The organism is Hydrogenophaga sp. NFH-34, assembly GCF_021401345.1.
GTDB lineage: Bacteria > Pseudomonadota > Gammaproteobacteria > Burkholderiales > Burkholderiaceae_C > Hydrogenophaga > Hydrogenophaga electricum.
Genome location: NZ_JACBGE010000001.1, coordinates 332,194 through 356,566, shown reverse-complemented (window position 1 = coordinate 356,566; position 24,373 = coordinate 332,194). Strand labels below are relative to the sequence as shown.

Genomic DNA, 24,373 nt, shown 5'->3' with positions numbered 1-24,373 from the left:
TCAGAAATCGTCGCCGTGTTCGCAGTCGGTCATGCCGTCGGGCGCGCCGGGCTGGCCTTTGGTGCTCAAGGGCTGGCGACCGCTTTCAGCCTTCCAGGCGCCCATGGTTTTGCCGTGCACACAAACCTCCTCGAACTTGGGGATCCACTTCGTGTTGAGGTATTGGCAGATCTGCGTCCAGGTGCCAGGACCTGTGGGGGCCCAGCAATGTTCCGGGACACCGATGGTGCAAAAAGAAAACACGTCCTCTTCGTAGGGAACACCCCGGCTGAAGTACGCCCCGCCGGTCTGCCCGTGCGCATTCACACCGTCGCACTTGGACGCCCATGCCCCACCCTGCAAGGCCATCAGCGCCAAGGCCGCTAGTAAAGCTCGTGTCTTGTGTGTCTTGTTCTTGGCATGCATCTGTTCTTCTCCCTGTTCGCGCGGTTTTTCTGGTTCAGGCGTCCGACGTTTCGGCGTGGCGCAAGAACTCGTGGTGGTTGGCCATGTGGGTATCCCGCTGCCGCTTGAGGCCTTTGCGGCGGGCGTGGAATTCGGACAGCCAGGTGTCGGGCAGTTCCGGCGTGGGATGGCTGGCCAGCAGTTCGTTGAGGATTTCGACGTTGTCGCTGGAGCCTGAAAGCACCGCCAGTTCGTCGTCCATGCCGTTGAGGTTGAGCTGGCACAGCACGGCGTTGTGGCCCTGCTTGACCAGAAAGCACCGGCTGCGCTCGTCCAGCCCGACCACAAGGTCGAATTCGGCCCGGGTGAGCTTGAGGCCGTCCATGTAGTCGCGCGGGTCGGCGTTGGGGTTGGGCAGCAGGATCATGGTGGCCGTCTGCTCGATGAGGGCGGCCGAGATGTCGCTGTTGATGGCGTCCTGCGGGCTCTGGGTGGCGAAGATGCCCAGACCGTTCTGCTTGCGGATGGTCTTCTGCTTGTTCTTGGCGAAGTCCTTGAGGCCGCCTTTGCCTTCGAGCACTTTCCAGAATTCGTCCATCACGTAGATGAAGGGGCGGCCGTCAATGAGGCTTTCCATCCGGTGCAGCAGGTACTGGATGATGGGCTCGCGCGTCTTGCTGTCTTCGATGACTTCGGTGTAGTCGAAGCCGATGATGTTGGCGTTGCCGAACTCGATGTTGTCGGTCGGGTTGTCGAACACCCAGGCCGAGGGACCGCCCTTGCACCAGATGGACAGCGATTCATAGAGGCTGCCTTCCCCCATGTTGGGCAGGCTCTTGCGCAGGTTGGTCATGGTGCGCAGGTGCACGGGCGTGTCGAGGATGGCCCGCACCGCGCGGATGAGGTCGTCCTGTTCGGTGGCGGTGTACTTTTCCTTGCCGCACAGCGTTTGCACGAGTTCGATCAGGAACTGCTCGTTCTCGGGCGTGTTGGCGCATTGCAAAGGGTTGAAGCCCGTGGGCTTGCCCTTTTCCAGCGAGAAGTAACGCCCCCCGCAGGCCTGGATGAAGATCTGCGCGCCCTTGTCCTTGTCGAAAAAGAAGACCGTGGGCTCGGGCTGCAACTTCTGGATCTGCGCCAGCAGGAAGTTGATGAGCGCGGTCTTGCCGGTGCCGGACTTGCCGATCACCATGGTGTTGGCCACGGCTTTTTCGCCAAGGGAGTATTCGTTCGGTTTGGTGGCGTGGAAATTGAAGTGATAGGCCTGATTGTTCAGCGTCTGCAGCACGCTGACGGACGAGCCCCAAGGGTTGAAATTGGGTTTGCCGGTGGCGAAGTTGTGCAGCGGGCACAGCCCCAGGAAGTTGAGCGAGCTCAGGTTGGCCATGCGCGGGCGGAAGCGCCAGTTGCAAGGCAGTTGCGCGTAGTAGGCGGCGGCCACCGCCACGTCTTCCTTGACGGTGACAAAACTCGCCCCCGAAAGTTGCGCACGTGCCTGGGCCACGTTGAGGTAGAGGTCGTCCTGGTTGGCGGCGTAGATCGCCATGTTGAAGTGGTACTGGCCCAGCACGAAGTTGCCGGACGCGAGTTGGTCCATCGCAAAGTCGAGCTCGACGATCTGGCTGACGGCCTTGTCTTCGGACGACAGCATGGCGCCCTTGGTGCGCTGCAAGGCCTTCATGGAGTCGTACCGGCTCATGGGCGTGAACGAGTGCGTGACGACGTACTCGAACTCCAGGTACTTGAGGCCGTTGAGAATGCCCGGCCAGCTGCTGTCGGCGTATTCCTTGATGTTCAGAATGGCGCCGAAGTGGTTGTCGCCATCGCTGGTGCGAATGGCATAGTCGCCACTGCCCGGGTTGAACATGTGGCGGCTGGTGGGCAGGTAGCTGTAGATGGGCGCCGGGAGCACGGGCACGGGCTCGTCGGTGTGGTTGAGCAGGTAGCCGTAGAACTCCAGGTTCTCGGAAAACACCTGCTTGTGCACGCTTTCGTACAGCCCGAGCCGGTAGGGGGCGTAGTCGGCCAGCAGCACCTCGACGTTGCCAGCCAGTTCGTAGATTTTTTCGAGGCAGGCTTTTTCTTCCTGCCGCAGGACGTTGACGTCACGCGCCATGGCCGTGAAGCGTTTGCCGCTGACCACGGGCCGGTAGATCATGGTCAGGTACAGCTCGTTCTGCATGAGGCGCTTCGTGGAGAGGCGCTCCATGTACCGGTCGTGCAGGTCCTGGCTGAAGCGGTACGGGAACTTCGCGTCGGCGTTGATCCTGCGCCGCCGACGGATGTCGTGCGCCCAGAACGCGAGGTTTTCGAAGTCCGGCGCGCGCAGGCTTTGCAGCAGGCTGTTGAAGGTACGGTGCCGGTGTTCGAGCTCCCAGTCTTCACGCCCCACGAAAGGGAACCCGCTGAGCAGCCAGGTGATGAGGTAGTCACCCTCGCGCGTCTTCACGACGTGCGAATCGACGTGCGTGCTGAACGGGACGAAGTTGCTGTAGTTGGCGTCAGCGGTGAACATGCTTCTTTGGGCGGCTGCGCCCCGTTACATCCATTCCCGGTAGCCGTCCAGACGGTGGGCGTCTTTGCGGTACCGGGACGGACCAAATACCCACGAGGCACCGTAGATGGCGGGGTTGCGGGGAAGGAAACGAAACACAAGGTTCAGGCCGATCAGCCTGAAGATCAGCTCATCCTTCTTGGCCATCAGGCGCATCACCACGATGACAAAGGGAATGACCAGGAGGATGTAGAGCGACACGTACATCGCCAGCAGCAGCGGAACGCCGACGCCCACGAGAAACGGCACGTAAGGCACCCCGAAGATCATCGGGGGCCGGGTACATCCGCGAAAAAGGACGTCCTTCTTCACGCGAAAAGCCGTTGCACGGCCAGCAGCGTCACTTCGGTGCAATCGGAAGAGCCCCAACCGCTGACGAACCAGCCGGCAATGGTGCCGGCACCACCGATCAGCAGCCCCCCGATCAGGATCGGGGCCACGTCCGACATGCGCTTGTGGGCGAAGGCAATCTGGTAGCCGGCAAACACCACGGCGATGGTCACCACGGTGATGGAAATCACCTTCAGAATGACTTCGAAGTTCTTGAAGAACTTGTCGACTTTGTTGCAGGCAGCGGCAAAGCCCTCGTCGCCAGCCGCCCAGGCCTCCGGCGCGGCCGCCAGCAGCGCGAATCCAGCGACCATGAATGCCAGGGTCTGGAGCTCCAGGCGGGAAATCAGTGGCTTGTTACCTTGCATAAATCACCTTTCTTGTTGGCAGGAAGATCAAAAAACGAACGACTTGTCGGACGGCGAAGCGTCCGCCGGCGAAGCCGGCTCACGGGCACCGTCCGGCGAACGGCCGGCCCGGTTCTCAGGCAAACCTGAAGACTCTGGGATGTGGAGCAAGGCGCCCCCCTTGGCCTCCCGGGACACCACACGCCGAGACGCGGGCCGGGCAGCCAGGGGAGCATCGGGATGGGGCATGGGCAGTTGGGCGCCCGGCACTGTGGCGACAGGCCCGGGCTGCGGTGCCGCGGGCACGATGCGGGTCTGGTAGGGATTGCCATCGCCCCCCACCACCTGCAAAGGAATGCCCGCCAGGCCGCGCCCGGCACCCGCGCCGGTGGGCGGCATGGTCATCCCCGGTGAAGGGCTGTTGGCGGGTGCGGCCGGTTGTGCTGGCGCAACCGCCGCCGCCATGGGCGACGCCCCTTCACCGGCGCGCAATGGCACGCCATCGTCGCGCGCAGGCTTGCGCGGTTGGGCGTTGTTGTAGGGAATGATGCGGACTTCGGCGGTCTGCACCGCCTGGTCCTGCGCCTTGCGCATGGACGCAAAAATCTTCTGCACGTAGCCGTGCTCGAAGCCGGTGACGAAATTGCCGGAGTAGTAGCAGCTGAAGGCCTTGCCCCAGTCGCGGGCACGGTCGTAGCACTCACGAAGAATGCGCGCACCGGCCTGGAGATTGGGACAGACCTCGAAGGCCTGGGCGTAGGTCTGGAGGCCGTACTTGGCCAGGTTGTAGCGGTTGACCTGCGCGATGCCGACGGAAAAGTTGTAACCCTCGTCCTTGAGGGTTTGCACAGCCTCAAGAGCGTCGTCCAGGCTTCGGGGTTGGCGGGCCAGATACCCGCCAACCACCCCGATGGCAAATGGATTGCGTGATGACTCCACGTGCACGACGTGTTGCATCACCTCTCTCGGCACGGCGAGATCCGGACAGTCAAGCATGGTGACCGCATGGGGCCTGCATGCCCACGGCACCCATAAACCTGCGGTGCGGGGCTGCGGCCTCCTCCTCCTGATAGTTGCGACAGCTCGACTATCTTAGCTTACAAATTAAGTAAAAAAGCTGAACTCCTCACAAAACACCGCTTCTTCCGAAACAAAATGCGTATAAATGTTTCCGTTTTGATCAACCCATCAAAACGCCTCGATTTTCAGCCCCTGCTTCCTGACAACAGCCTTCCAACTCTCGTAATCGCGCTGCAAAAAGCGGCCCAGCTCATCGGGGCGGCCCACGGCTGCGGTCAGGGCATCGCGGCCCAGCCGCTCCTTCACATCGGGCATGTCCACCACTTTGGCCAATGCTGCGTTGATCTGTTGCACCACAGCCTCGGGCGTGCCTTTGGGCGCCACCAGGGCAAAGTAATTGAGCACATTGAAGTCGGCCATGCCAGCCTCTTTCATGCCCGGCACCTGGGGCAACGCCGGGCTTCGCTCAGGGCTGGTGACCGCCAGTGCCTTGAGCTTGCCGTCACGAATGTATGGGGCGAGTGCGGGAATGGTGCCGGTGAGCAGTTGCACCTGCCCGGCGACAGCGTCGAGCGTGGCCGGGGCGATACCGCGGTACGGAATATGGGTGATTAAGACGCCGGTGCGCGCTTCGAGCGATTCGAGCAGCAGATGGTTGATACCGCCCACCCCGGCCGAGCCGTAATTGAGCGTGCCGGGCCGCTGCCGGGCCCAGGCCACGAGCTCGGGCAGTGTGCTCGCCGGCACGTCTTGGTTGGCCACCCAGACCAGCGGTCCGTGGGCAATCATGCCAACGGGCGCAAAGCTGGCGATGGGGTCATAGCCGGCGGTGGGCAAGGCGGCGGGCACGGTGGTGAACGGCGCTGCCGCCAGCAGCAAGCTGTGGCCATCGGACGGGGCCTTCGCCACCTCCTGCGCACCGATGGCGCCCGACGCGCCGGTGCGGTTCTCCACCACCACGCTCGTGCCCAGCAACTCGCTCAGTTTGCCGGCGACCAGACGCCCCATGGCGTCGGTCCCGGCAGCGGGTGCAAAGGGCACGACGATGCGGATGGGGCGCTGGCCGTGCCAGGCAGAAGACGGCCCGCTCTGCGCCTGCACCGTCCAGGTGGTGCCGGTCAGTGCGGTGGTGATGAGGGCTTGCAGAAAAGGGCGGCGGCCGCAGACAGCAGACGACATGAAACAGCTCCGAAAGACAACGGGAAGACCGGTCAGGCCCAAAAGCAGAGGTTGGCCGGTTTCGGTGACAGACGCGTGACCATCCCAAGGCGCTGTCATGACCTCTGCATGACTGCCAGCTTCAGTCAACCGCGCAGATATTGCCAGGCCCCCTGCCCGGCCCGCTGGCCACTGGCCAGGCAGGCGGTGAGCAGATAGCCCCCCGTGGGCGCTTCCCAGTCGAGCATTTCGCCCGCGCAGAAGCACCCGGGGAGCCCGGTCAGCATGCCGTGCTCATCCATCGACTCAAAGCGCACGCCGCCCGCGCTGCTGATCGCTTCGTCGATGGGGCGCGGCCCCACCACCGTGACCGGCAATGCCTGGATGGCGCTGGCCAATGCTTGCGGATCGTGCAGTTGTTCGCGGGTCAGCAGTTCGTTGAGCAGCGCCATCTTGATGCCGTCGATCCCCAGCCGGCTTTTGAGGTGGGCCGACACGCTGCGTGCGCCGCGTGGGTGCGCAACCTGGGCGCGAACCTGTTCCGGGCTGCGATCGGGCAAAAGGTCGAGCCAGAAGGTGGCGCGGCCGCTGCGGGCGATCTGCTCGCGCAAGGCGGACGAGACGGCGTAGATCAGGCTGCCCTCCACCCCGGTGGCGGTAGCGACGAATTCGCCTTTGCGGTGGAAAGACGGCCCGTGATCGCCTTCGAAACGGATCGCCACCGACTTGAACGGCTGGCCGGCAAAACGGTCGCGGAAGAACGGGCTCCACCCGGCAGCCACACCGTGCACAGGCGAGCCCTGCACGTCGAAACCGCAGTTGGCCGGCACCAGCGGTGCCACCGCCTGCGCACCGGCCGCGCTGGACAGCCAGCCTTGCCAGGCGCCGTCCGAACCGAGCCGGGCCCAACTGCCCCCGCCCAGGGCCAGCACGGTGGCCCGGGCTGGCACCGTGCGCGGCCCCTGCGGGGTGTCGAAGCGCCAGGCGGTCGTGCCCGCGGCGCCACCCGTTTGCGGCGTCGGCCCCAGGCAGCGGTGGCGCATGTGAAAGCGCACCGGGACGCCCCCGTTGCCCGGGTGGCGCAGGCGCTGCAGCCAGGCGCGCAGCAGGGGCGCGGCTTTCATGTCGGTCGGAAACACGCGCTGGGAACTGCCCACGAAGGTGTCGATGCCCAGGCTGGCGGCCCAGTCGCGCACCTGGGCCGGCCCGAAGGCTTCGAGCCAGAGGCGCAGCACCGCCGAGCGCTCGCCATAGCGGTCGGCGAAGGCGTCGAACGGCTCGGCGTGCGTGAGGTTCATGCCGCCTTTGCCCGCCAGCAGGAACTTGCGGCCGACCGAAGGCATGGCATCGAACAGATCGACAGCGACACCGGCACGCGACAGCACTTCGGCCGCCATGAGGCCGGCCGGGCCTCCACCGATGACGATGGCTTCGGACAGCAGCGGGGCGGGAGCTTCGGAGGTGGGGGCGGTCATGCGGGCACAGGAATTTCGATCAGTTGGCCGTTCGGGTTGACGAAGGCCACCCGCACCGGTTCGCCGGGACGGGCTTGGGACAGCGCGCGATGGTAGCCGTGCAGTTGCTCGCGCAGCGCGGCCTGCCGTTCCGGGTGGGTGGCGCTCTTGTAGTCCAGCACCCACCAGCAGCCCGTGTCAGCACGGCGCACGAGACGGTCCATGCGCAGCAACTGGCCGTTGGCCCAGATGTCCACCTCGCTGCCCCAGTGCGCGAGCAAGCTGGCGTCCCACGCCCAAGCCGCGTCGCCGCCAAGCACGGCCTCGGCCATGCGCAGCGCTTCGCCGGCCTGTTCGGGCGTGAGCCCGAATTCGCGCGCCACCGCCTGGCGGTGCAGCACATCCCAGCGGAAACCAGTTGCTGGCGTGGGCACCCATTGCAGCAAGCGGTGCAAAGCCAGCCCGACGCGGGTGCGGGCATCGTCTTCCGGCACCGGAGCGGGCTGGCCGGGCGCTGCGCTGGCCGCAGCAGGCGGGACCGTTTCGGCCGGGCTCCAGACCGGCAGATCGCGCACCACCGCCGGCTCGACCGGCACGCCCGCGACCGCGTTGGGGGAAGTGGCGGCCACGACGGGCACGGGCTGCGTCAGGGGTTCGATGCGCGCGCGCCAGGTGGGCAGATCGCCGCGCCGGTGCGGTTGCACGCTGGAAATCACCAGGCGGTCGGCCGCGCGGGTCAGCGCCACGTACAGCGCGTTGAGCTCTTCGAGCGCGCGCGCCTGCTGCTCACGGGCGAGCAGATCGGCAGCGCAGGCGGGCGGGGTCTTTTCGCTGGCCAGGAACACGAAGCGCGTGGGCGCCGCCGCCTCGCCCGGCCAGTCCACCAGCACGCCCATGCTCTCGGCCATCGGGGGCGGTGCGTCGGTATCGAGCAGCAGCACGGTGTGCGCCTCCAAGCCCTTGGCGCCGTGGATGGTGAGCAGGCGCACCGCCTGCGGCCGGGCCGGCTGGGGCAGGCGGATGCCCCCCGCCTTGAGCGCGCGCACGAAGCGGTAGGCGGTGAGAAAACGCCCGCCATCCTGCGCGAGCGCCTGCGCCAGCACGGCCTGCAGCGCCAGGCGCGCGCTCTCGCGCTGCCGCGGCGGCACGGCACTGGCGTAGCGCGCGAACACATCGCCCTCGCGGTAGATGACCGAGAGGGCATCGTGCGGTGGCAGGGTTTGCAGACACGCGCGCCAGCCCGCCAGGGTGCGCGCCACCTGGGCCAGTGGAGCGTCCACCACCGGATCGTCCGAGGCGCCCTCCCCGCCGCTGGCCAGCGCCTGCAACACCGCCCACCAACGCGGGGAATCGGCGCGCGAGGATTCCCCACCGCCAGCCGCCGGTTTCGCCGCCGCGCGTCGGCACAGCCGGGCGATGCGGGCCAGCGCGGCGTCGTCGAGCCCGAACACGGGCGACTTGAGCGCGCGCGCCAGGCTGAGGTCGTGCGCCGGCGATACCAGTGCGTCGAGCAGCGCGATCAGGTCTTGCGCCACCGGGTGGTCGGCCAGGTCCTGGCGTTCGGGCTGTTCGCCGGCAATGCCGCGTTCGGCCAGAGCGTCGTGCAGCCAGCCCAGGCGCTCGCGTTTGCGGGAGAGCACCATCACGTCCTGTGGTTGCAACACGCCCTGGCCGATTTCCGCGGCCAGCCAGTCGGCCGCCTGCCGCGCTTCAAGCGCGCTGAGCTTTTCCTCCGGCACCACCCGCGGCGTGCCGAGGCTGTCGCGCCAGGCGGGGCCCTCGCCGGTGTCGGCGGCCGCCGGAGCATCGTGGCCGCGCTCGGGGCGCTCAATCGGTGGCAGCGCCAGCGCCGCACCGGCTTCGGCGCTTTCGGTGGTGTGGGGGCGAAAGCCCGCATAGCCGGCGTCGGTCTCGGCACCCAACATCACGGTGTTGAGCACGTCCACCACGCCGGTGGCGCAGCGGCGGGTGTGGTCGCAACTGAGCAGCGCCCCACCCAGTCCGTGCACCACGAAGTGCTGGGCGGCTTTGAACACCTGGGGTTCGGCACGGCGGAAGCGGTAGATGGACTGCTTGGGGTCCCCGACCAGAAACACGCGCGGCGCCTCGCCACTGCCTGCGCCGGCATACGCCGAGAGCCAGCCATAGAGCGCCTGCCATTGCAGCGGGTTGGTGTCCTGGAACTCGTCGATCAGCAGGTGGCGCACGCGGGCGTCCAGCCGCTGCTGCAGCCAGCCCGAGAGTTCGGCGTCGGCGAGCAGACGGCGTGCGGCGCCCTCCACATCGTTCATGTCGACCCAGCCGCGCTCGCGCTTGAGCGCAGCAAACGCGGCGATCAGCGCCCGCGTGAGCCGGGCCATGCGCTGCTGGTGCTGCCAGGCGGCGTGCTGGCGGTCGGCGGCCAGCAGGGTTTGCAGTTCGGCTTCAGCCGCCTGCGCGGCGGGGAACTTGGCCAGGTGGTTGGTGAGGCGGTCTTCGCTGGCGACAAAAAAGGCCTTGCGCAGTGCCCGCAGGCGGCGCGCCAGGGCCGGCACCGAGGTGTCGTCCGCGTCGGCAAACGCATCGACCACGGCGTCGCCGGCCTTTTGCGGGGTCTTGTTCTTTTCCACACCCAGTTCGCGCGCCCAGCCCAGCCAGCGCGCACGGCAGGCTTCGCCGGCCAAGGCCTGCGCCGGCACCTCGAAGGCGGCCAGCGCCGGATACCGCTGCGCGAAAGGCTCGACAGAGCCGTCCACCACGCCGTCGCGGTCGGCCAGGGCGAACTCCACCCGCTTGGCCAGGGCATTGGCCAGGGCCTTGAGTGTCTGGCTGCGACCATGCAGGGCCACGCTGTCAAGGAAGTCCTGCCGCAGGCCGGCGTCGGCGTCCACGCTGGCGTAAAAGCGCGGCCAGGCCAGTTCGGCGGCCTGGGCATCGTCCTCCAACAGTTCGTGCTCGGCGGGCAGCTCCAGCTCGTCCAGCACCGCCAGCGGCGCGCTGCGCAACAGCGATGCGAACCAGCTGTGGAAAGTGCGGATCTGTACCGGCCGGCCATGGGCGAGCAGGCGCTGGTGCAGGCCCTGCAGATCGGCAGCGCGGCGCTGCGCGTCGGCCGCCGCCATGCCGCGCAATTGCAGCTCGGTGGCCAGCGCGGCTTGGGGTTGCCCGGCGAAAGCCGCCGTCCAGTCCTGCAGGCGCTCGCGCATCTCGCCCGCGGCCTTCTTGGTGAAGGTGATGGCCAGGATGTCCTGCGGCTCGGTACCGTCGAGCAAGGCGCGCAGGATGCGCGAGACCAGCATCCAGGTCTTGCCGGCACCGGCGCAGGCTTCCACGGCGACGCTGCGCGCAGGATCGCAGGCCACGGCGTAGAACGCCGGGCGCGCCACCAGTTCGCCATCGATGCGGTAGGCGGCCTGGGCCGTGTTCGGGGTATGCGTCATGCCAGCCCCTCCCGGAAATCGCGCCGACACAGGCCGCGTGCGGCACAGTGTTCGCAAGCGCGGCCTTCGCCGAGCGGCGGCAGCGGATGCCCGGCGCCGATGCGTTCGAGGTCGTGGCGAATGCCGTGCAGCAGGTGTTCGCGCGCCACGGCCAGCTCGGTCTGCTCGACAAAGCGCGTGGCTTCTGCGGGGTCGCGGCTGTCGGTGATGCTGAGGTAGCCGCCGCGCACCGGCAGATCGCCCGGTGCAGCGCCCATCAGCGCGGCGTAAAAGGCGATCTGCGTGTCCTCCAGCGGCTCCTTGACCCGGTCCTGGGTGCGCAGACGCGGCTCGGTCTTGTAGTCGAGCACCACGAAGCCGGCCCCCTCGCCGGTGGCAGCGCGGTCGATACGGTCAAGCTTGCCGTACAGGCGCCACGGTCCGAGCGGCTGCGTGATGGCCTGCTCGGCCTGGTGAAAACGCGGACCGCTGCCGCCCTGTTCGTAGCCCGCCAGCCAGGCGAGGTACCCGTCGCGCAGCGCGGGCCACGACGCCAGAAACGGCAGAAAAGCCGCGCTGTCGTCGCTGGCGGGCTGGCCTTCGGCGGCCATCAGGCCCATGCGACGGGCCTCCACCAGCGCCAGGCTGTCAAGGCGCGTGCGGTCGCTGGCCTCGTTGCGGGCCGGGTCGTCGGACTCGCGGCCTTCGTGGAAGGTGCGCAGCACGGCGTGAAGCCAGTTGCCCATGTCACGCTTGTCGGGGCCGGCCTCGATCTCGTCGGCACTTTGCAGGCGCAACTGGCGCAGCGCGAAGAAACGGTACGGGCAGTCGCGCAAGTCCTGGTAGGCACTGGCCGAAAGCGCCTCGGGCAGCAGGTCGCCCGCAACCGGAAGCGGCTCGGGCGGCAACGCCGCCGGCAGTGTGCGCACGGTCCGCGGGTCGGTGGCCTCAACCGCCGTGCGACCACCGCTGGCGGGACCGGCCAGGGCCCGCACCCAGGCCGCGGGCAGCACCGCATCGCCCTGGTCCTGACAGCGCCAGAGCAGATCCAGCCGGGGCTGGGTGAGCAGATGGGCCCAGGCCTGGGCCGCGGCTTGCGCGAGGGCCGGCCGGTCGGGCAGGCCCAGCAGGGCACGCTGATCGGCCCGCCAGGTGCCAGGAGGCTCGGGGCTGACGGGCAGATGCGCCTCGTCACAACCGGGCGCCACCGTGGCGGCAAACGCCCGGCCCAGCAACTGGGCCAGTGGCAGCACCACCACCTGGGCCTGCGGGCGCCCGGCCTGCTCGGGCAGGAAACTGGCGGCCTCCAGCGCGTCGCGCACCCAGGCGGTGAACGCCGGCAGTGACCAGCGGCGCGGCGGCGGGGCCTGGCCATCGCCTTCGGCGGCATCGCCGGTCAGCGCGGCCAGTTCGTGGGCCGCGCCCGCCTGCAGACGCAGGACCTCGATCACACGCTGGCCGGCGGCATCTTGCGCCAGCGCATCCCAGTCACCGCTGTCACGCAGCGCCTGCGCCAGGTTTTCGAGCCAGGCGCGCAGCGGGCGCGCAGCCTGCAAACCGGCCAGCAAGTCGACCACGCCGTCGGGCACCGCGGCCATGGTGTCCGGATGGGTCGGCACACTGCGCCAGGCCGGCAGGCCATGCAGGCGCACCAGGCGCTCCAGCGGATCGACCGCGGCATCCGGCCAGCGCTGCGCCTGCTTGAGCCAGTCGAGCACCGCGTCGGTACGCGCATGGCGATCGGCCGCGCGCAACAGGCTGATCACGCGGGCCGCAGCGTGCGTGGTGGACAGCTTCCAGCCGGTCTCGTCACGCACGCTCAGGCCGGCCCCGGCCAGCAGCGCGCCGATGCGGCGCGTGAGCAACCGGTCCAGGGCGACCAGCGCCACCGGCTGCCGCTCTGCCTGCACGTGGGCCAGCACGCACGCAGCGGCGCGGCCGGCCTCGTCCTCGGCGTCGTCGCAGGCGTGCAGGCACACGGGCTCGGGCCATGGTGCGATGGCTCCGATGGCCACTGGGTCGGGGCGGCTCTCCGGCCATTCAAGAGACAGTCCCCGCCCCCCCCAACGGGCAAGCAAGGCTTCGGCCAGTGGATCGTTCTGGAAGCCGGGCAAGAGCAGCAGCAGGTCCGCCGCCACACCGGGTGCGGCCTGGTCGCTCCACAAGGCATCGGTGGCGTAGCCCGACAAGCCCGCCCAAGCCAGCGCCACCGAGGCCACCAGCCCTTCCCACTGCAACAGGGCGCTGCCGGTGGCAAGCTGAGGGCGCAGTTCCGCCTCCCAGCGCGCGCGGTCGGCGGGCGCCCGGGCCGCGGCCAGCGGCGCGAGCTGGCGCGCGGTGTCGACCAGGCGGCTCACCAGCGTGGCGCGCAGCCCAGGGTCGAGCTGGCGACCGGCCACGCGATCCAGCAGGCTCGCTGCGACCAGGCTGTCGCGCGCGCCGTCGGCGGCCATGTCGGTGGGACCGGGCAAGAAGGGCTGCAGGCTGGCCGCCCAGTTGCGGGTGGATTCAAAGCGGGGTGCAAAGCCCTGCGGCTGGTGGCGGGCCCAGGCACGGCGCCCGGCATCCATCATCTGGGCGTACGGCACCAGCACCAGCACCCGGCCCGGGTCGGCCCCGTGGGCATCGATGCACTGGCGCACACGCAGGAGCAGCGCGTCCCACTGGGCGTCGACCGGCAAAAGACAGTCGTTCGGGCCGGGTCTGCCGACCCCGGCGGCGTCAGGGATGGGTGGGCTGGCCGGCGTCATGGAAATAGCGTTTCTGTCACAATCAACCCTGTTTTGCGGCTGGCCGGCCGAGTATGCCTGCCACGATCCGTGCCCATCCCCCCTGTTGAGAAAAACGCGTAGGACCCACCATGGCCAACGATCTGATCAAACACGTTTCCGATGCCACTTTCCAGGCCGATGTGCTGAGCGCCAAGGCGCCGGTGCTGGTGGATTTCTGGGCCGAATGGTGCGGCCCCTGCAAGATGATCGCCCCGATCCTCGACGAAGTGGCCGGCAGCTACGACGGCAAGCTGCAGATCGCCAAGGTCAATGTGGACGAAAACCGCGAAATCCCCGCCAAGTTCGGCATTCGCGGCATTCCCACGCTGATCCTGTTCAAGGACGGCCAGGTCGCCGCCACCAAGGTGGGCGCGCTGAGCAAAGCCCAGCTGACCGCGTTCCTGGACCAGCAACTGGCGGCCTGAGCGCCGTGATGCGGGCGGCCTGGGCCGCCCGTTTGGCTTGCCTGCCGCCGCTGGCGGCATTTTTTGGCAAGATTCCCCGCCAGCCGGAGCGGTTTTTCCTGTCATAATCCGCGCAATTGCTGACCCTCGCGGTCCAGCCTCTCTGATCAGCGCAACGTCCCGGTTCCCGGACCCAAGCGCCCCCTCCCCCTGATTTCGACACACCAGACTCCTTTTGCGGAGCGATTCTGATGCACCTGAACGAACTCAAGGCACTTCACGTGTCCGAAGTGCTCAAGCAGGCTGAAGCCCTGGAAATCGAGAACACCGGCCGCATGCGCAAGCAGGAGCTGATGTTCGCCATCATCAAGAAGCGCGCCAAGGCCGGCGAGCAGGTCAACGCCGACGGCGTGCTGGAGGTACTGCCCGACGGCTTCGGCTTCCTGCGCAACATGGACACCAGCTTCACGGCGTCCACCGACGACATCTACATCTCGCCGAGCCAGATCCGCCGCTTCAACCTGCACACCGGCGACATGATCGAGGGTGAAGTGCGCATCCCCAAGGATGGCGAACGCTACTTCGCGCTCAACAAGCTGGACGCCATCAACGGCCTGCCGCCCGAGGCGAACAAGCACAAGGTGATGTTCGAAAACCTGACGCCGCTGTTTCCCAAGCAGCAGATGCGCCTGGAACGCGACATCAAGAGCGAAGAAAACATCACCGGCCGCGTCATCGACATCATCTCGCCCATCGGCAAGGGCCAGCGCGCGCTGATCGTCGCCCCGCCCAAGAGCGGCAAGACGGTGATGATGCAGCACATCTGCCACGCCATCACGGCCAACCACCCCGAGGTGGAGCTGATGGTGCTGCTGGTGGACGAGCGCCCGGAAGAAGTGACCGAAATGCAGCGCACCGTGCGCGGCGACGTGATCGCCTCCACCTTCGACGAGCCGGCGGCACGCCACGTGCACGTGGCCGAAATGGTGATCGAGCGCGCCAAGCGTCTGGTCGAGCTCAAGAAGGACGTGGTGATCCTGCTGGACTCCATCACCCGACTGGCCCGCGCCTACAACAACGTGCTGCCCAGCTCCGGCAAGGTGCTGACCGGCGGTGTCGACGCCAACGCCCTGCAGCGCCCCAAGCGCTTCTTCGGCGCCGCCCGCAACGTGGAAGAAGGCGGTTCGCTGACCATCATCGCCACCGCGCTGGTCGACACCGGCAGCCGCATGGACGAAGTGATCTTTGAAGAATTCAAGGGCACCGGCAACAGCGAAATCCACCTCGACCGCCGCCTGTACGAAAAGCGCGTCTTCCCCTCGATCCAGCTCAACCGCAGCGGCACCCGCCGCGAGGAACTGCTGCTGGCCCCCGAGATCCTGCAGAAGACCCGTATCCTGCGCCAGTTCATGTACAACATGGACGAGATCGAGGCCATGGAAATGGTGCTCAAGAGCATGAAGGCGACAAAGAACAACTCCGAGTTCTTCGACATGATGCGCAGAGGGGGATAAGTCCCCTGTGCCGCTGACGCGGCCTCCCCCCGTGGCACGCTCTTTTGAGGGGTCGTGCGCAACAGGGGTGGTACAATCGAAAGCTTTGCAACTTGTGGCAAGTACGGAAGAACGGTTCTTCCGCGGCTGTCGCACCTGAACCAAGGAATTGCCATGAAAGAAGGCATTCACCCCGATTACCGCGAAGTGCTGTTCGTGGATCTGTCCAACGGTTTCAAGTTCGTGACGCGCTCGTGCGTGCCGACCAAGGAAACCGACACGTTCGACGGCAAGGAATACCCGCTGTTCAAGCTGGATACCTCCAGCGAGTCGCACCCCTTCTACACCGGCACGCAAAAGAGCGTGGACAACATGGGTGGCCGCGTCGAGCGCTTCCGCAACCGCTACGCCAAGACCGCTGCCAAGTGATCGGTGCCGGCCTGTCCGGCGCCCTTGTCCGCAGTCACGCAACAGCCGGCCCCAGCGCCGGCTGTTTTGCTTTGTGGCGCCAGCCGCCGCACATCTCCCCCTGGGCGCCGTTGCCCTGCCCGTTCATCCGCCCACCCTCTCCAGACTTGTATAGTCACGCGCAGTGAACGCCACCACCCCCGCCATCGTCACCCAGTCGGCCGTGCGCAGGCTGCCCCGCCTGATCCTGCTGATGTTCTGCCTGGCTTACGTGCTGCCAGGCTTTCTGGGCCGCGAGCCCTGGAAGGTGAACGATGTCGAAGCCTTCGGCGCCATGCTGGGCATGGCCAGCGGCTCTGGGCTCGGCATTCCGCAGGTGCTCGGCGTGCCGCTCGGCGAGACCGGCCCCCTGCCCTTCTGGCTCGGGGCGGCAGCCATCCAGGCCCTGCCATTTCTCTCGCCCGATCTGGCGGTGCGTCTGGCGTTCGCGGCCCTGCTCGCGCTGACGCTGGCGCTGACCTGGTACGCGGTCTTCCACCTCGCCCGGCAACCGGCGGCCCAGCCGGTGACCCTGGCATTCGGTGGCGAAGCCCATCCCACCGACTACGCCCGCGCCCTGGCCGATGCCGGCCTGCTGGCCCTGATGGCGAGCCTGGGCCTGGCGCAACTGGGCCACGAAACCACCCCGGATCTGGTGCGCCTGTGTGCCACGGCGGCGGTGCTCTACGGCGCCGCCCGGCTGGCGCTGCCGGATGGCCTGTGGTCCGGCGCCGGCTGGCTGGGCTGGGTGCTCGGATTGGGCGCCCTGGTGTCGAGTGGCGCCCCCTGGCTGGCGCTCGCACTCGGTGCCGTGCTGCCGCTGCTGCTCGTGATCGCGCCGCAACCCCCCGGTGCTGCCGCCGGCCGGATCCGTCTGCAGCGCATGGCCATGCTTCTGGCGGCTGCCGTACTGTGCGGGCTGGGGGTCTGGGCACTGCCCCAGTCCTGGTTCGCGCTGACCGATACCACTTTTGCCGGCTGGCAACGCTGGTCGCGTTTGCTGCTCTGGTTCGCCTGGCCCGCCTGGCCGCTGGCACTCTGGACGCTCTGGCGCTGGCGCCGCCAGTGGCGCGCGCCGCATCTGGCGCTGCCCCTGTGGGTGGTGGCCTGCCTTGTTCTCGACAGCGCCTTCAATCCGGGCTTCGACCGGGCCTTGCTGCTGTCGCTGCCCGCCTGGGCCGCCCTGGCCGCATTCGCCTTGCCCACCTTGCGACGCAGCATGTCGGCCCTGATCGACTGGTTCACCCTGCTGTTCTTCAGCAGCTGTGCCTTGATCGTGTGGGTGGTCTGGCTCTCCATGATGACGGGGGTGCCGGCCAAACCCGCGGCCAACGTGGCCCGCCTCGCCCCAGGCTTCGTGCCCGAGTTCTCCTTCGGCCTGTTGCTGGTGGCCGCGCTGGCCACCGGGGCCTGGCTGGTTCTGGTGGCGTGGCGCGTGGGTGCGCACCGCAAAGCTCTGTGGAAGAGTCTGGTGCTGCCGGCCGCCGGCAGCACGCTGTGCTGGTTGCTGTTGATGAGCCTGTGGCTGCCTCTGCTCGACCATGCACGCAGCTACGGCCCGATCAGCCGGCGCATCGCCTCCCTGGTGCCCCCGGGCAATTGCGTGCTGGTGGACGGGTTGAGTCAGGCGCAGATCGCCGCACTCGGCTATCACGGTCGCCTGACGCTGGTCCGCACCGACAGCGCGGAAAGTGGCCAAGCCTGTCGCACGCTGGTCGTCGATCCCGACAGCCAGCCCACGCTCGATGAGCGCGTGCAACTGACCGACTGGGCATTTCGGGCCACCGTGCGGCGCCTGACCGACCGCAAAGAAAGCCTGCTGATCTACCAGCGCGTGCGCCACTGACGGCCCACCCGAGACCAGACGCGGAAGCCGTGGTGGGTGTGGCTCAGTCGCGTGGCCGGGCCCGGACGCGCGAAGACGGCAACACGATGCGGAAGGTCGAGCCTTCACCCAGCGTGCTGTCCACCTCGACCTGCCCGCCATGGCGCTGCGCCACGTGTTTGACGATGGCCAGCCCGAGCCCGGTCCCGCCGGTTTCGCGCGAGCGGCTGCGGTCGACGCGGTAGAAACGTTCGGTCAGACGGGGCAGGTGTTCGGCAGCAATGCCGGGGCCGGTGTCGGTGACAAAAAACTCGCCGCAGCCGTCGGCTCGGATGTGCCAGCCGGCGTGGATGCGACCGCCGCCCGGCGTGTAGCGCACCGCATTGCTCAGCAGGTTGGACATGGCGCTCAGCAGTTCGGTCTTTGCGCCCGACACCCAGAACGCCGCGCCCGGATCGGCCTCAATGACGTGCGGCGGATCGGCGATGGCCGACGACAGGCCCTGGGCCTCCTGCAGCACATGGGTGAGCAGCTCGCCACTGTCGATCCACTCGCCCGCGCCGGGAGCGGGGCTGCCTTCCAGGCGCGAGAGCGTGAGCAGGTCGCTCACCAGCGTCTGCATGCGCTGCGCCTGCTGGCTCATGAGCCCGAGGTAGCGCATGCGATCGGCCTCTTCCAGCTCGATGCTCTGCATGGTTTCGACAAAACCGCTCAGCACGGTCAGCGGTGTGCGGATCTCGTGGGAGACGTTGGCCACAAAGTCGCGCCGCATCGCCTCGGCCAGTTGCACCGCCGTGACATCGCGCGAGATCATGAGCTTGCGCTTCTTGCCGTAGGGGTGCACCTGCAGGGAAATCTTGGCCGGCTGTGTCGGTCGCGGCCCCGGGCCGTCGACCTGGATCTCCTGCCGGAAATCGGCCGCCGCCATGTAGGCGCTGAAGGCCGGTGCGCGCACCAGGTTGCGCACGTACTGCCCCAGGTCTTTCTGCGGGTCGAACCCCAGGTGGTTGGCCGCTGTGAGGTTGCACCACTCGATGCGCCCGGCCGAATCGAGCAGCACCACGCCATTGGGCGAGGCCTGGATCGCTGCCAGGAAATCTTCCAGCCGTGCATCGCTGTTGCTGGCGCGCTTTTCGAGTTTGCGGATGAGCTTGCGGTTGCGTTCGAGCACCTCGGCCCACAGGCCCGACAGGCCCGGCAGCTGGGACAGGTCGCCCTTGCCCAGCCACTGCAGCAGCCGCCGCGCCCGGTAGCCGTCGAAGAGGCTCCAGACCAGCGCGCCCACCAGCGCCCCGACGAACGTCCACACGGCGGATTCGTGGGACAGGCCCCAGACCGCCCCCACCGATACCAGGAGCAGCAGGCCGATCAGCCGCGGGATCATGCGGCGCCGACGCGGGAATTCTGGGCCGTGCGGGCGGAAGGATTCTGGGCAGTCAGGCGATAGCCGGCTCCGCGCACGGTTTCCACCATGACGGCGGCCTCGCCCAGCGATTCTCTCAAGCGTTTCACATGCACGTCCACGGTGCGCTCCTCGATGAAGACATGATCTCCCCAGATCCTGTCGAGCAGCGTACCACGGGTGTGCACACGTTCCGCGTGTTTCATCAGATAGTGCAGCAGCTTGAATTCGGTCGGTCCGACCTTGAGTTCCTGGCCCTGGAAACTGACGCGGTAAGTGGCCGCGTCGAGGACCAGTTCGCCCACCTGCACCGAGTCATTGACGACTTCCGGAGCGCGCCGGCGCAGCACGGCGCGGATGCGGGCCAGCAACTCCTGCGTGGAGAACGGCTTGGTGATGTAGTCGTCGGCACCGGCGTCCAAACCCTGAACCTTGTCGGACTCGTCGCTGCGGGCCGTCAGCATGAGAATGGGAACGGTGCGCGTGCGCTCGTGCTTGCGCCACTGGCGCGCCAGCACGGCCCCACTTTCACCGGGCAGCATCCAGTCCAGCAGGATCACGTCGGGCAACACGGCGTCGATTTCCCGCTGCGCGGCCTGACCGTCGAACACCACCGTGGGGGCAAAGCCGTTGTGGCGCAGGTTGACGGCGATCAGCTCGGCAATGGACGGCTCGTCCTCCACCACCAGCACACGAGGCAGCTTTTTCACGAAGGCCTCCCCCGCCCGGCTGGCCGGCTTTCCCCTCGGTGGGTGCGAGACACAAAACGGCGCATGCTGTTCATCCGACGACCGACTCCACCTTGTCCATGGGCACATGGCGCACGTCTTCGCCCTTGACGATGAAGATGATCTGCTCGGCAATGTTCTTGGCGTGGTCGCCGACACGCTCCAGCGACTTGGCCAGGAACAGCAGGTCCAGGCTGGGCGAAATGGTGCGAGGGTCTTCCATCATGTAGGTGATCAGCTTGCGAAGGAAGCCATCGTATTCGGTGTCGATGGCATTGTCCTCCTTGATGATGGCCAGCGCCATGGTGGTGTCCAGCCGTGCAAAGGAATCGAGCGTCTTGCGCAGCAGGCCGGCCGCCAGGTCGGCCGCCGTGCGTAGCTCCGAAATCGGCAGCGAGCGCGGCGTGCCGGCTTCGATGATGGACTTGACCATGCGCGCCACCCGGGCGACCTCGTCACCCGCACGCTCCAGATTCTGGGTGGTGCGGGAGATGGCCATCAGGAAGCGCAGATCGCGGGCGGTGGGCTGGCGCCGACCGATGGTGGAGATGATCTCGTGATCGATGTTCAGCTCCATCTGGTTGATGCGGCTCTCGGTTTCGAGCACCTGCTCGGCCGTCTCCAGGCTCAGGTGCACGAGCGCGTACACGGCCTGGTGGAGCTGCGATTCGACCAGGCCACCCATCTCCAGCACGTGGGTGGAGATGGAGTTGAGTTCGGCGTCGAACTGGCTGGAAATGTGTTTGTCACCCATGTCGGTCTCCCTGGAAGATCAGCCGAAGCGGCCGGTGATGTAGTCCTCGGTCTCGGTCTTGGTGGGCTTGAAGAAGATCTGTTCGGTGGCGCCGAATTCGATCAGCTCGCCCAGGTACATGTAGGCCGTGAAGTCGCTGCAGCGGGCGGCCTGCTGCATGTTGTGTGTGACGATGGCGATGGTGTAGTCGTTCTTGAGCTCGTGCACCAGCTCTTCCACCTTGCCGGTGGAGATCGGGTCCAGCGCCGAAGTCGGCTCGTCGAGCAGCAGCACCGAAGGTTTGACCGCCACGCTGCGCGCGATGCACAGGCGCTGCTGCTGGCCACCGGAGAGCGACAGGCCGCTCTGGTGCAGCTTGTCCTTGACCTCGTTCCACAGTGCGGCCTTGGTCAGCGCCCATTCCACGCGGTCGTCCATCTCGCCCTTGCTCAGGCTTTCATAGAGCTTCACGCCGAAAGCGATGTTGTCGTAGATCGACATCGGGAACGGCGTCGGCTTCTGGAACACCATGCCGATGCGGGCGCGCAGCAGGTTCAGATCCTGCTTCTCGTCCAGGATGTTCTCGCCGTAGAAACTGATCTGGCCCTCGGCGCGCTGGCCGGGGTAGAGGCTGTACATGCGGTTGAGCGTGCGCAGCAGCGTGGACTTGCCGCAGCCCGACGGGCCGATGAAGGCGGTGACCTTGTGCTCGGCAATGTCCATGCTCACGTTCTTGAGCCCCTGGAACTTGCCGTAGAAGAAGTTGAGGTTGCGCACCTCGAGCGCGTTGCGCTGCTGGATGTCGGCGGCCATGGCGGTCATGACAGGTCTTTCGTGATCGGTGTGAAGAGGTGACGGCGCGATCAGGCGGAAACCTTCTCGCGGAAGAAGACGCGGGCCAGGATGTTCAGCACCAGCACGGCCAGTGTGATCAGCAGCGCACCGGCCCAGGCGAGACGGATCCAGTTGTCGTAGGGGCTCATGGCGAACTGGAAGATCACCACGGGCAGGTTGGCCATCGGCTTGGTCATGTCGGTGCTGAAGAACTGGTTGTTCAGCGCGGTGAACAGCAGCGGCGCCGTTTCGCCGCTGATGCGGGCCACCGCCAGCAGCAAGCCGGTGATGACGCCGCTCTTGGCGGCGCGCAGCGTGACCATGAGCGACACCTTCCAGCGCGGCGCGCCCAGGGCGAAGGCCGCTTCACGCAGGCTGCCGGGCACCAGGCGCAGCATGTTTTCGGTGGTGCGAACGACCACCGGCACCGCGATCAGCGACAGCGCCAGACTGCCCGCGAAACCCGAGAAGTTGCCCACCGTGGCCACCGCGATGGCGTACACGAACAGGCCCAGTACGATGGACGGAGCGGACAGCATGATGTCGGTGACGAAGCGGGTCAGCTCGGCGGTCTTGCTGCGGTCGCCGTACTCGGTGAGGTAGATGCCGGCCAGGATGCCCACGGGCGTGGCCACCAGCACCGTCAGCCCCACCATCATCAGCGAACCGACGATGGCGTTGCGCAGGCCCCCGCCTTCGGTGCCGGGCGCCGGCGTGTCGTGCGTGAACAGGTTGCCGTCCAGCGCAGACAGCCCGTTGCTGAGCAGCACGCCCAGGATCCACAGCAGCACGGCCAGGCCGAGCACCATGGCGCCCATGGAGAGCGTCAGCCCCACAGCGTTGGCGCGCTGACGGCGGGCATATCGTTTTTGGTCGAAGTTGGGATTCATCTCAGTTTTCCAAAGCGTCGGACACCAGGCACATCGCCTGCCACACCGTGGCAGGAAAGGTCACCCTCACGCTCCCTTGGCCTTTTCGGCGCGCAGGATCATGACCTTGGCCAGCGACAGCACGATGAACGTGATGACGAACAGCAGGAAGCCCAGCGCGAACAGGGTGGAGAGGTGGAAGTCGGCCGCCTCACCGAACTCGTTGGCCAGCGTCGAGGCAATCGACGTGCCCGGCGAAAACAGCGAGGTCGGCATGCGGTTGGCGTTGCCGATCACGAAGGTGACGGCCATGGTTTCACCCAGGGCCCGGCCCAGGCCGAGCATGACGCCGCCGATGACGCCCTTGTTGGTGTACGGCAGCACGACGCGGCGCACGACTTCCCAGGTGGTGCACCCCAGGCCATAGGCCGATTCGCGCAGGATCGGCGGCACGATCTCGAACACGTCGCGCATCACCGCCGCGATGAACGGCAGGATCATGAACGCCAGCACGATGCCCGCGGCCAGGATGCCGATGCCGTTGGGCGCGCCCCCGAACAGGAAGCCCACCAGCGGCAGCCCCCCCAGCACGCTTTGCAGCGGCACCTGCAGGTAGTCGGCAAACAGCGGGGCGAACACGAACAGGCCGAACATGCCGTAGATGATCGAGGGCACGGCGGCCAGCAGTTCGATGGCGGTGCCCAGCGGCCGGCGCAGCCAGGTCGGGCAGGTTTCGGTGAGGAACAGCGCGATGCCGAAAGCCAGCGGCACCGCGATCAGCAGCGCGATACCGGCACTGGCCAGGGTGCCGACGATGGCGATGGCGGCACCGAAATCTTCATTGACCACGTCCCATTCGACGTGCCAGATGAACTGAACGCCAAAGCGCTGGAAAGCGGGCCAGGCGTTGATGAACAGCGAAATGATGATGCCCAGCAGCGCCACCAGCACCAGCAGCGAAAAGACCTGCGTGACACGGTGGAACAGTGCGTCCTGCAGACGCTGGCGGCGGGCGATGGTTTCCATCGACACGGTGGTGCCGGTCTGCGCCGGCGCGGAGGGCGAAGTCATGGTGGTATCCAGGCTCATGTTGGCTCCCGGTTCGTTCAAAGGGCCCGCGCCGCCCATGGCGGCGGCGGGCCCGGCCAACTTACTTCTGGATCTGCGACCAGACCTTGCTGCGGATCTCGTTGGTCAGGCTGTCGGGCAGCGCGACGTAGTCCAGGTCGGCAGCCATCTGCTTGCCGTTCTTGAAGGCCCAGTCGAAGAACTTGAGCACTTCGGCCGACTGCGCCTTGTCCGCCGGCTGCTTGTACATCAGGATGAACGAAGCGGTGCTGATGGGCCAGCTTTCGGCGCCCTTGGCGTCGACCATGGACACGCCCATGCCCGGCACGCTGAACCAGTCCACCCCAGCGGCAGCGGCGGCGAAGGACTTGTCGTCGGGCGAGACGTACTTGCCATCCTTGTTCTGCAGCTGCAGGTAGGGGATGTTGTTCTTCTTGGCGTAGGCGTATTCCACGTAGCCCAGCGCGCCCTTGACGCGGCTGACGTTGGCGGCCACGCCTTCGTTGCCTTTGCCGCCCACGGAGGTGGAAGCCGGCCACTTGACGGCAGCGCCCTTGCCCACGGTGGCGGACCAGTCCTTGCTGACTTCGTTCAGGTAGTCGGTGAAGTTGAAGGTCGTGCCCGAGCCGTCCGAACGGTGCACGACGGTGATGATCTGGTCGGGCAGCGTCTTGCCGGGGTTCAGGGCCACGATCTTGGGATCGTTCCACTTGGCGATCTTGCCCATGAACATCTCGGCCAGCACCGGGCCGGTCACGCGCAGTTCACCGGGCTTGACGCCGTCGATGTTGAACACGGGCACCGTGCCGCCGATGATGGCGGGGAACTGCACCATGCCATCCTTGTCCAGCTCTTCGCCCTTGAGGGGGGCGTCGCTGGCACCGAAGGCCACGGTCTTGGCGCGGATCTGGCGGATGCCGCCCGACGAGCCGATCGACTGGTAGTTCAGACCCACGCCGGTCTGGGCCTTGTAGGCTTCGGCCCACTTGCCGTAGATCGGGAACGGGAACGAAGCGCCAGCGCCCGTGATGTCGGCGGCCAGGGCGGCCCCCATGGCCAGCGAGGCGAAAGCGGCAGCGGCCACGGTCTTCAGAAGGGTTCGTTTGGTGTTCATTCGGGTCCTCTCGGTAGATGAAACAGGGGGTTCGACCGAG

Annotated in this window: 20 protein-coding genes; 4 read left to right on the top strand and 16 right to left on the bottom strand. The window is 67.0% G+C overall.

Features of this window, described 5'->3' with window-relative positions; translation table 11 throughout:
* The 9 genes from L0977_RS01705 to L0977_RS01665 form a co-directional block, all read right to left on the bottom strand.
* Positions 1–405, bottom strand: coding sequence for a hypothetical protein (locus L0977_RS01705; protein ID WP_234262897.1), 405 nt, complete (start codon positions 403–405; stop codon positions 1–3).
* Positions 406–439: 34 nt separating this feature from the next.
* Positions 440–2,899, bottom strand: a complete 2,460-nt coding sequence (locus L0977_RS01700; RefSeq protein WP_234262895.1) for a VirB4 family type IV secretion/conjugal transfer ATPase — start codon at positions 2,897–2,899, stop codon at positions 440–442.
* 24 nt (positions 2,900–2,923) lie between these two features.
* Entirely contained in the window at positions 2,924–3,250 is a 327-nt protein-coding gene (locus L0977_RS01695) for a type IV secretion system protein VirB3 (protein WP_284308740.1), read from the bottom strand.
* Entirely contained in the window at positions 3,247–3,636 is a 390-nt protein-coding gene (locus tag L0977_RS01690; RefSeq protein ID WP_234262892.1) for a TrbC/VirB2 family protein, read from the bottom strand. The genes L0977_RS01695 and L0977_RS01690 overlap by 4 nt, the downstream gene beginning before the upstream one ends.
* A gap of 27 nt (positions 3,637–3,663) precedes the next feature.
* Positions 3,664–4,611, bottom strand: coding sequence for a lytic transglycosylase domain-containing protein (locus L0977_RS01685; protein ID WP_267966275.1), 948 nt, complete (start codon positions 4,609–4,611; stop codon positions 3,664–3,666).
* 192 nt (positions 4,612–4,803) lie between these two features.
* On the bottom strand, positions 4,804–5,814 hold the full coding sequence (locus L0977_RS01680) for a Bug family tripartite tricarboxylate transporter substrate binding protein (RefSeq protein WP_234262890.1): 1,011 nt from the start codon (positions 5,812–5,814) through the stop codon (positions 4,804–4,806).
* Positions 5,815–5,939: 125 nt separating this feature from the next.
* The gene (locus L0977_RS01675; RefSeq protein ID WP_234262889.1) at positions 5,940–7,268 is read right to left on the bottom strand and encodes a TIGR03862 family flavoprotein; all 1,329 of its coding nucleotides are present in this window, start codon (positions 7,266–7,268) and stop codon (positions 5,940–5,942) included.
* On the bottom strand, positions 7,265–10,666 hold the full coding sequence (locus L0977_RS01670) for a UvrD-helicase domain-containing protein (protein ID WP_234262888.1): 3,402 nt from the start codon (positions 10,664–10,666) through the stop codon (positions 7,265–7,267). Before L0977_RS01670 ends, L0977_RS01675 begins: the two co-directional genes overlap by 4 nt.
* On the bottom strand, positions 10,663–13,395 hold the full coding sequence (locus L0977_RS01665) for a PD-(D/E)XK nuclease family protein (RefSeq protein WP_234262887.1): 2,733 nt from the start codon (positions 13,393–13,395) through the stop codon (positions 10,663–10,665). Before L0977_RS01665 ends, L0977_RS01670 begins: the two co-directional genes overlap by 4 nt.
* Positions 13,396–13,505: 110 nt before the next feature.
* Here L0977_RS01665 and trxA point away from each other — a divergent pair, with 110 nt between their 5' ends.
* From trxA to L0977_RS01645, 4 genes are all read left to right on the top strand, one after another.
* On the top strand, positions 13,506–13,841 hold the full coding sequence (gene trxA, locus L0977_RS01660) for a thioredoxin TrxA (RefSeq protein ID WP_234262886.1): 336 nt from the start codon (positions 13,506–13,508) through the stop codon (positions 13,839–13,841).
* A 230-nt stretch (positions 13,842–14,071) separates the two neighbouring features.
* A complete protein-coding gene (gene rho, locus L0977_RS01655) occupies positions 14,072–15,334 on the top strand; it encodes a transcription termination factor Rho (RefSeq protein WP_234262885.1) in 1,263 nt (420 codons plus the stop codon).
* A 153-nt stretch (positions 15,335–15,487) separates the two neighbouring features.
* The gene (locus tag L0977_RS01650; protein WP_234262884.1) at positions 15,488–15,742 is read left to right on the top strand and encodes a type B 50S ribosomal protein L31; all 255 of its coding nucleotides are present in this window, start codon (positions 15,488–15,490) and stop codon (positions 15,740–15,742) included.
* Positions 15,743–15,905: 163 nt separating this feature from the next.
* Complete coding sequence (locus tag L0977_RS01645) at positions 15,906–17,606, top strand: hypothetical protein (protein ID WP_234262882.1); 1,701 nt, start codon at positions 15,906–15,908, stop codon at positions 17,604–17,606.
* Positions 17,607–17,649: 43 nt separating this feature from the next.
* On the opposite strand, the gene phoR is transcribed toward L0977_RS01645, so the two are convergent.
* The 7 genes from phoR to pstS all read right to left on the bottom strand — a co-directional run bounded on the left by phoR (position 17,650) and on the right by pstS (position 24,333).
* Entirely contained in the window at positions 17,650–18,969 is a 1,320-nt protein-coding gene (gene phoR / locus L0977_RS01640) for a phosphate regulon sensor histidine kinase PhoR (protein WP_234262881.1), read from the bottom strand.
* On the bottom strand, positions 18,966–19,697 hold the full coding sequence (gene phoB, locus L0977_RS01635; protein ID WP_234262880.1) for a phosphate regulon transcriptional regulator PhoB: 732 nt from the start codon (positions 19,695–19,697) through the stop codon (positions 18,966–18,968). The genes phoR and phoB overlap by 4 nt, the downstream gene beginning before the upstream one ends.
* 70 nt (positions 19,698–19,767) lie before the next feature.
* A complete protein-coding gene (gene phoU / locus L0977_RS01630) occupies positions 19,768–20,469 on the bottom strand; it encodes a phosphate signaling complex protein PhoU (RefSeq protein WP_234262879.1) in 702 nt (233 codons plus the stop codon).
* A gap of 18 nt (positions 20,470–20,487) precedes the next feature.
* A complete protein-coding gene (pstB, locus tag L0977_RS01625; RefSeq protein ID WP_234262878.1) occupies positions 20,488–21,270 on the bottom strand; it encodes a phosphate ABC transporter ATP-binding protein PstB in 783 nt (260 codons plus the stop codon).
* A gap of 41 nt (positions 21,271–21,311) precedes the next feature.
* Complete coding sequence (gene pstA, locus L0977_RS01620; protein ID WP_234262877.1) at positions 21,312–22,172, bottom strand: phosphate ABC transporter permease PstA; 861 nt, start codon at positions 22,170–22,172, stop codon at positions 21,312–21,314.
* Between the two features lie 66 nt (positions 22,173–22,238).
* Positions 22,239–23,222 carry a phosphate ABC transporter permease subunit PstC gene (gene pstC, locus L0977_RS01615; RefSeq protein ID WP_234262876.1) on the bottom strand — a complete coding sequence of 328 codons (984 nt, stop codon included), beginning with the start codon at positions 23,220–23,222 and terminating at the stop codon, positions 22,239–22,241.
* Between the two features lie 79 nt (positions 23,223–23,301).
* On the bottom strand, positions 23,302–24,333 hold the full coding sequence (gene pstS / locus L0977_RS01610; RefSeq protein WP_234262875.1) for a phosphate ABC transporter substrate-binding protein PstS: 1,032 nt from the start codon (positions 24,331–24,333) through the stop codon (positions 23,302–23,304).
* Positions 24,334–24,373: the final 40 nt, after the last annotated feature.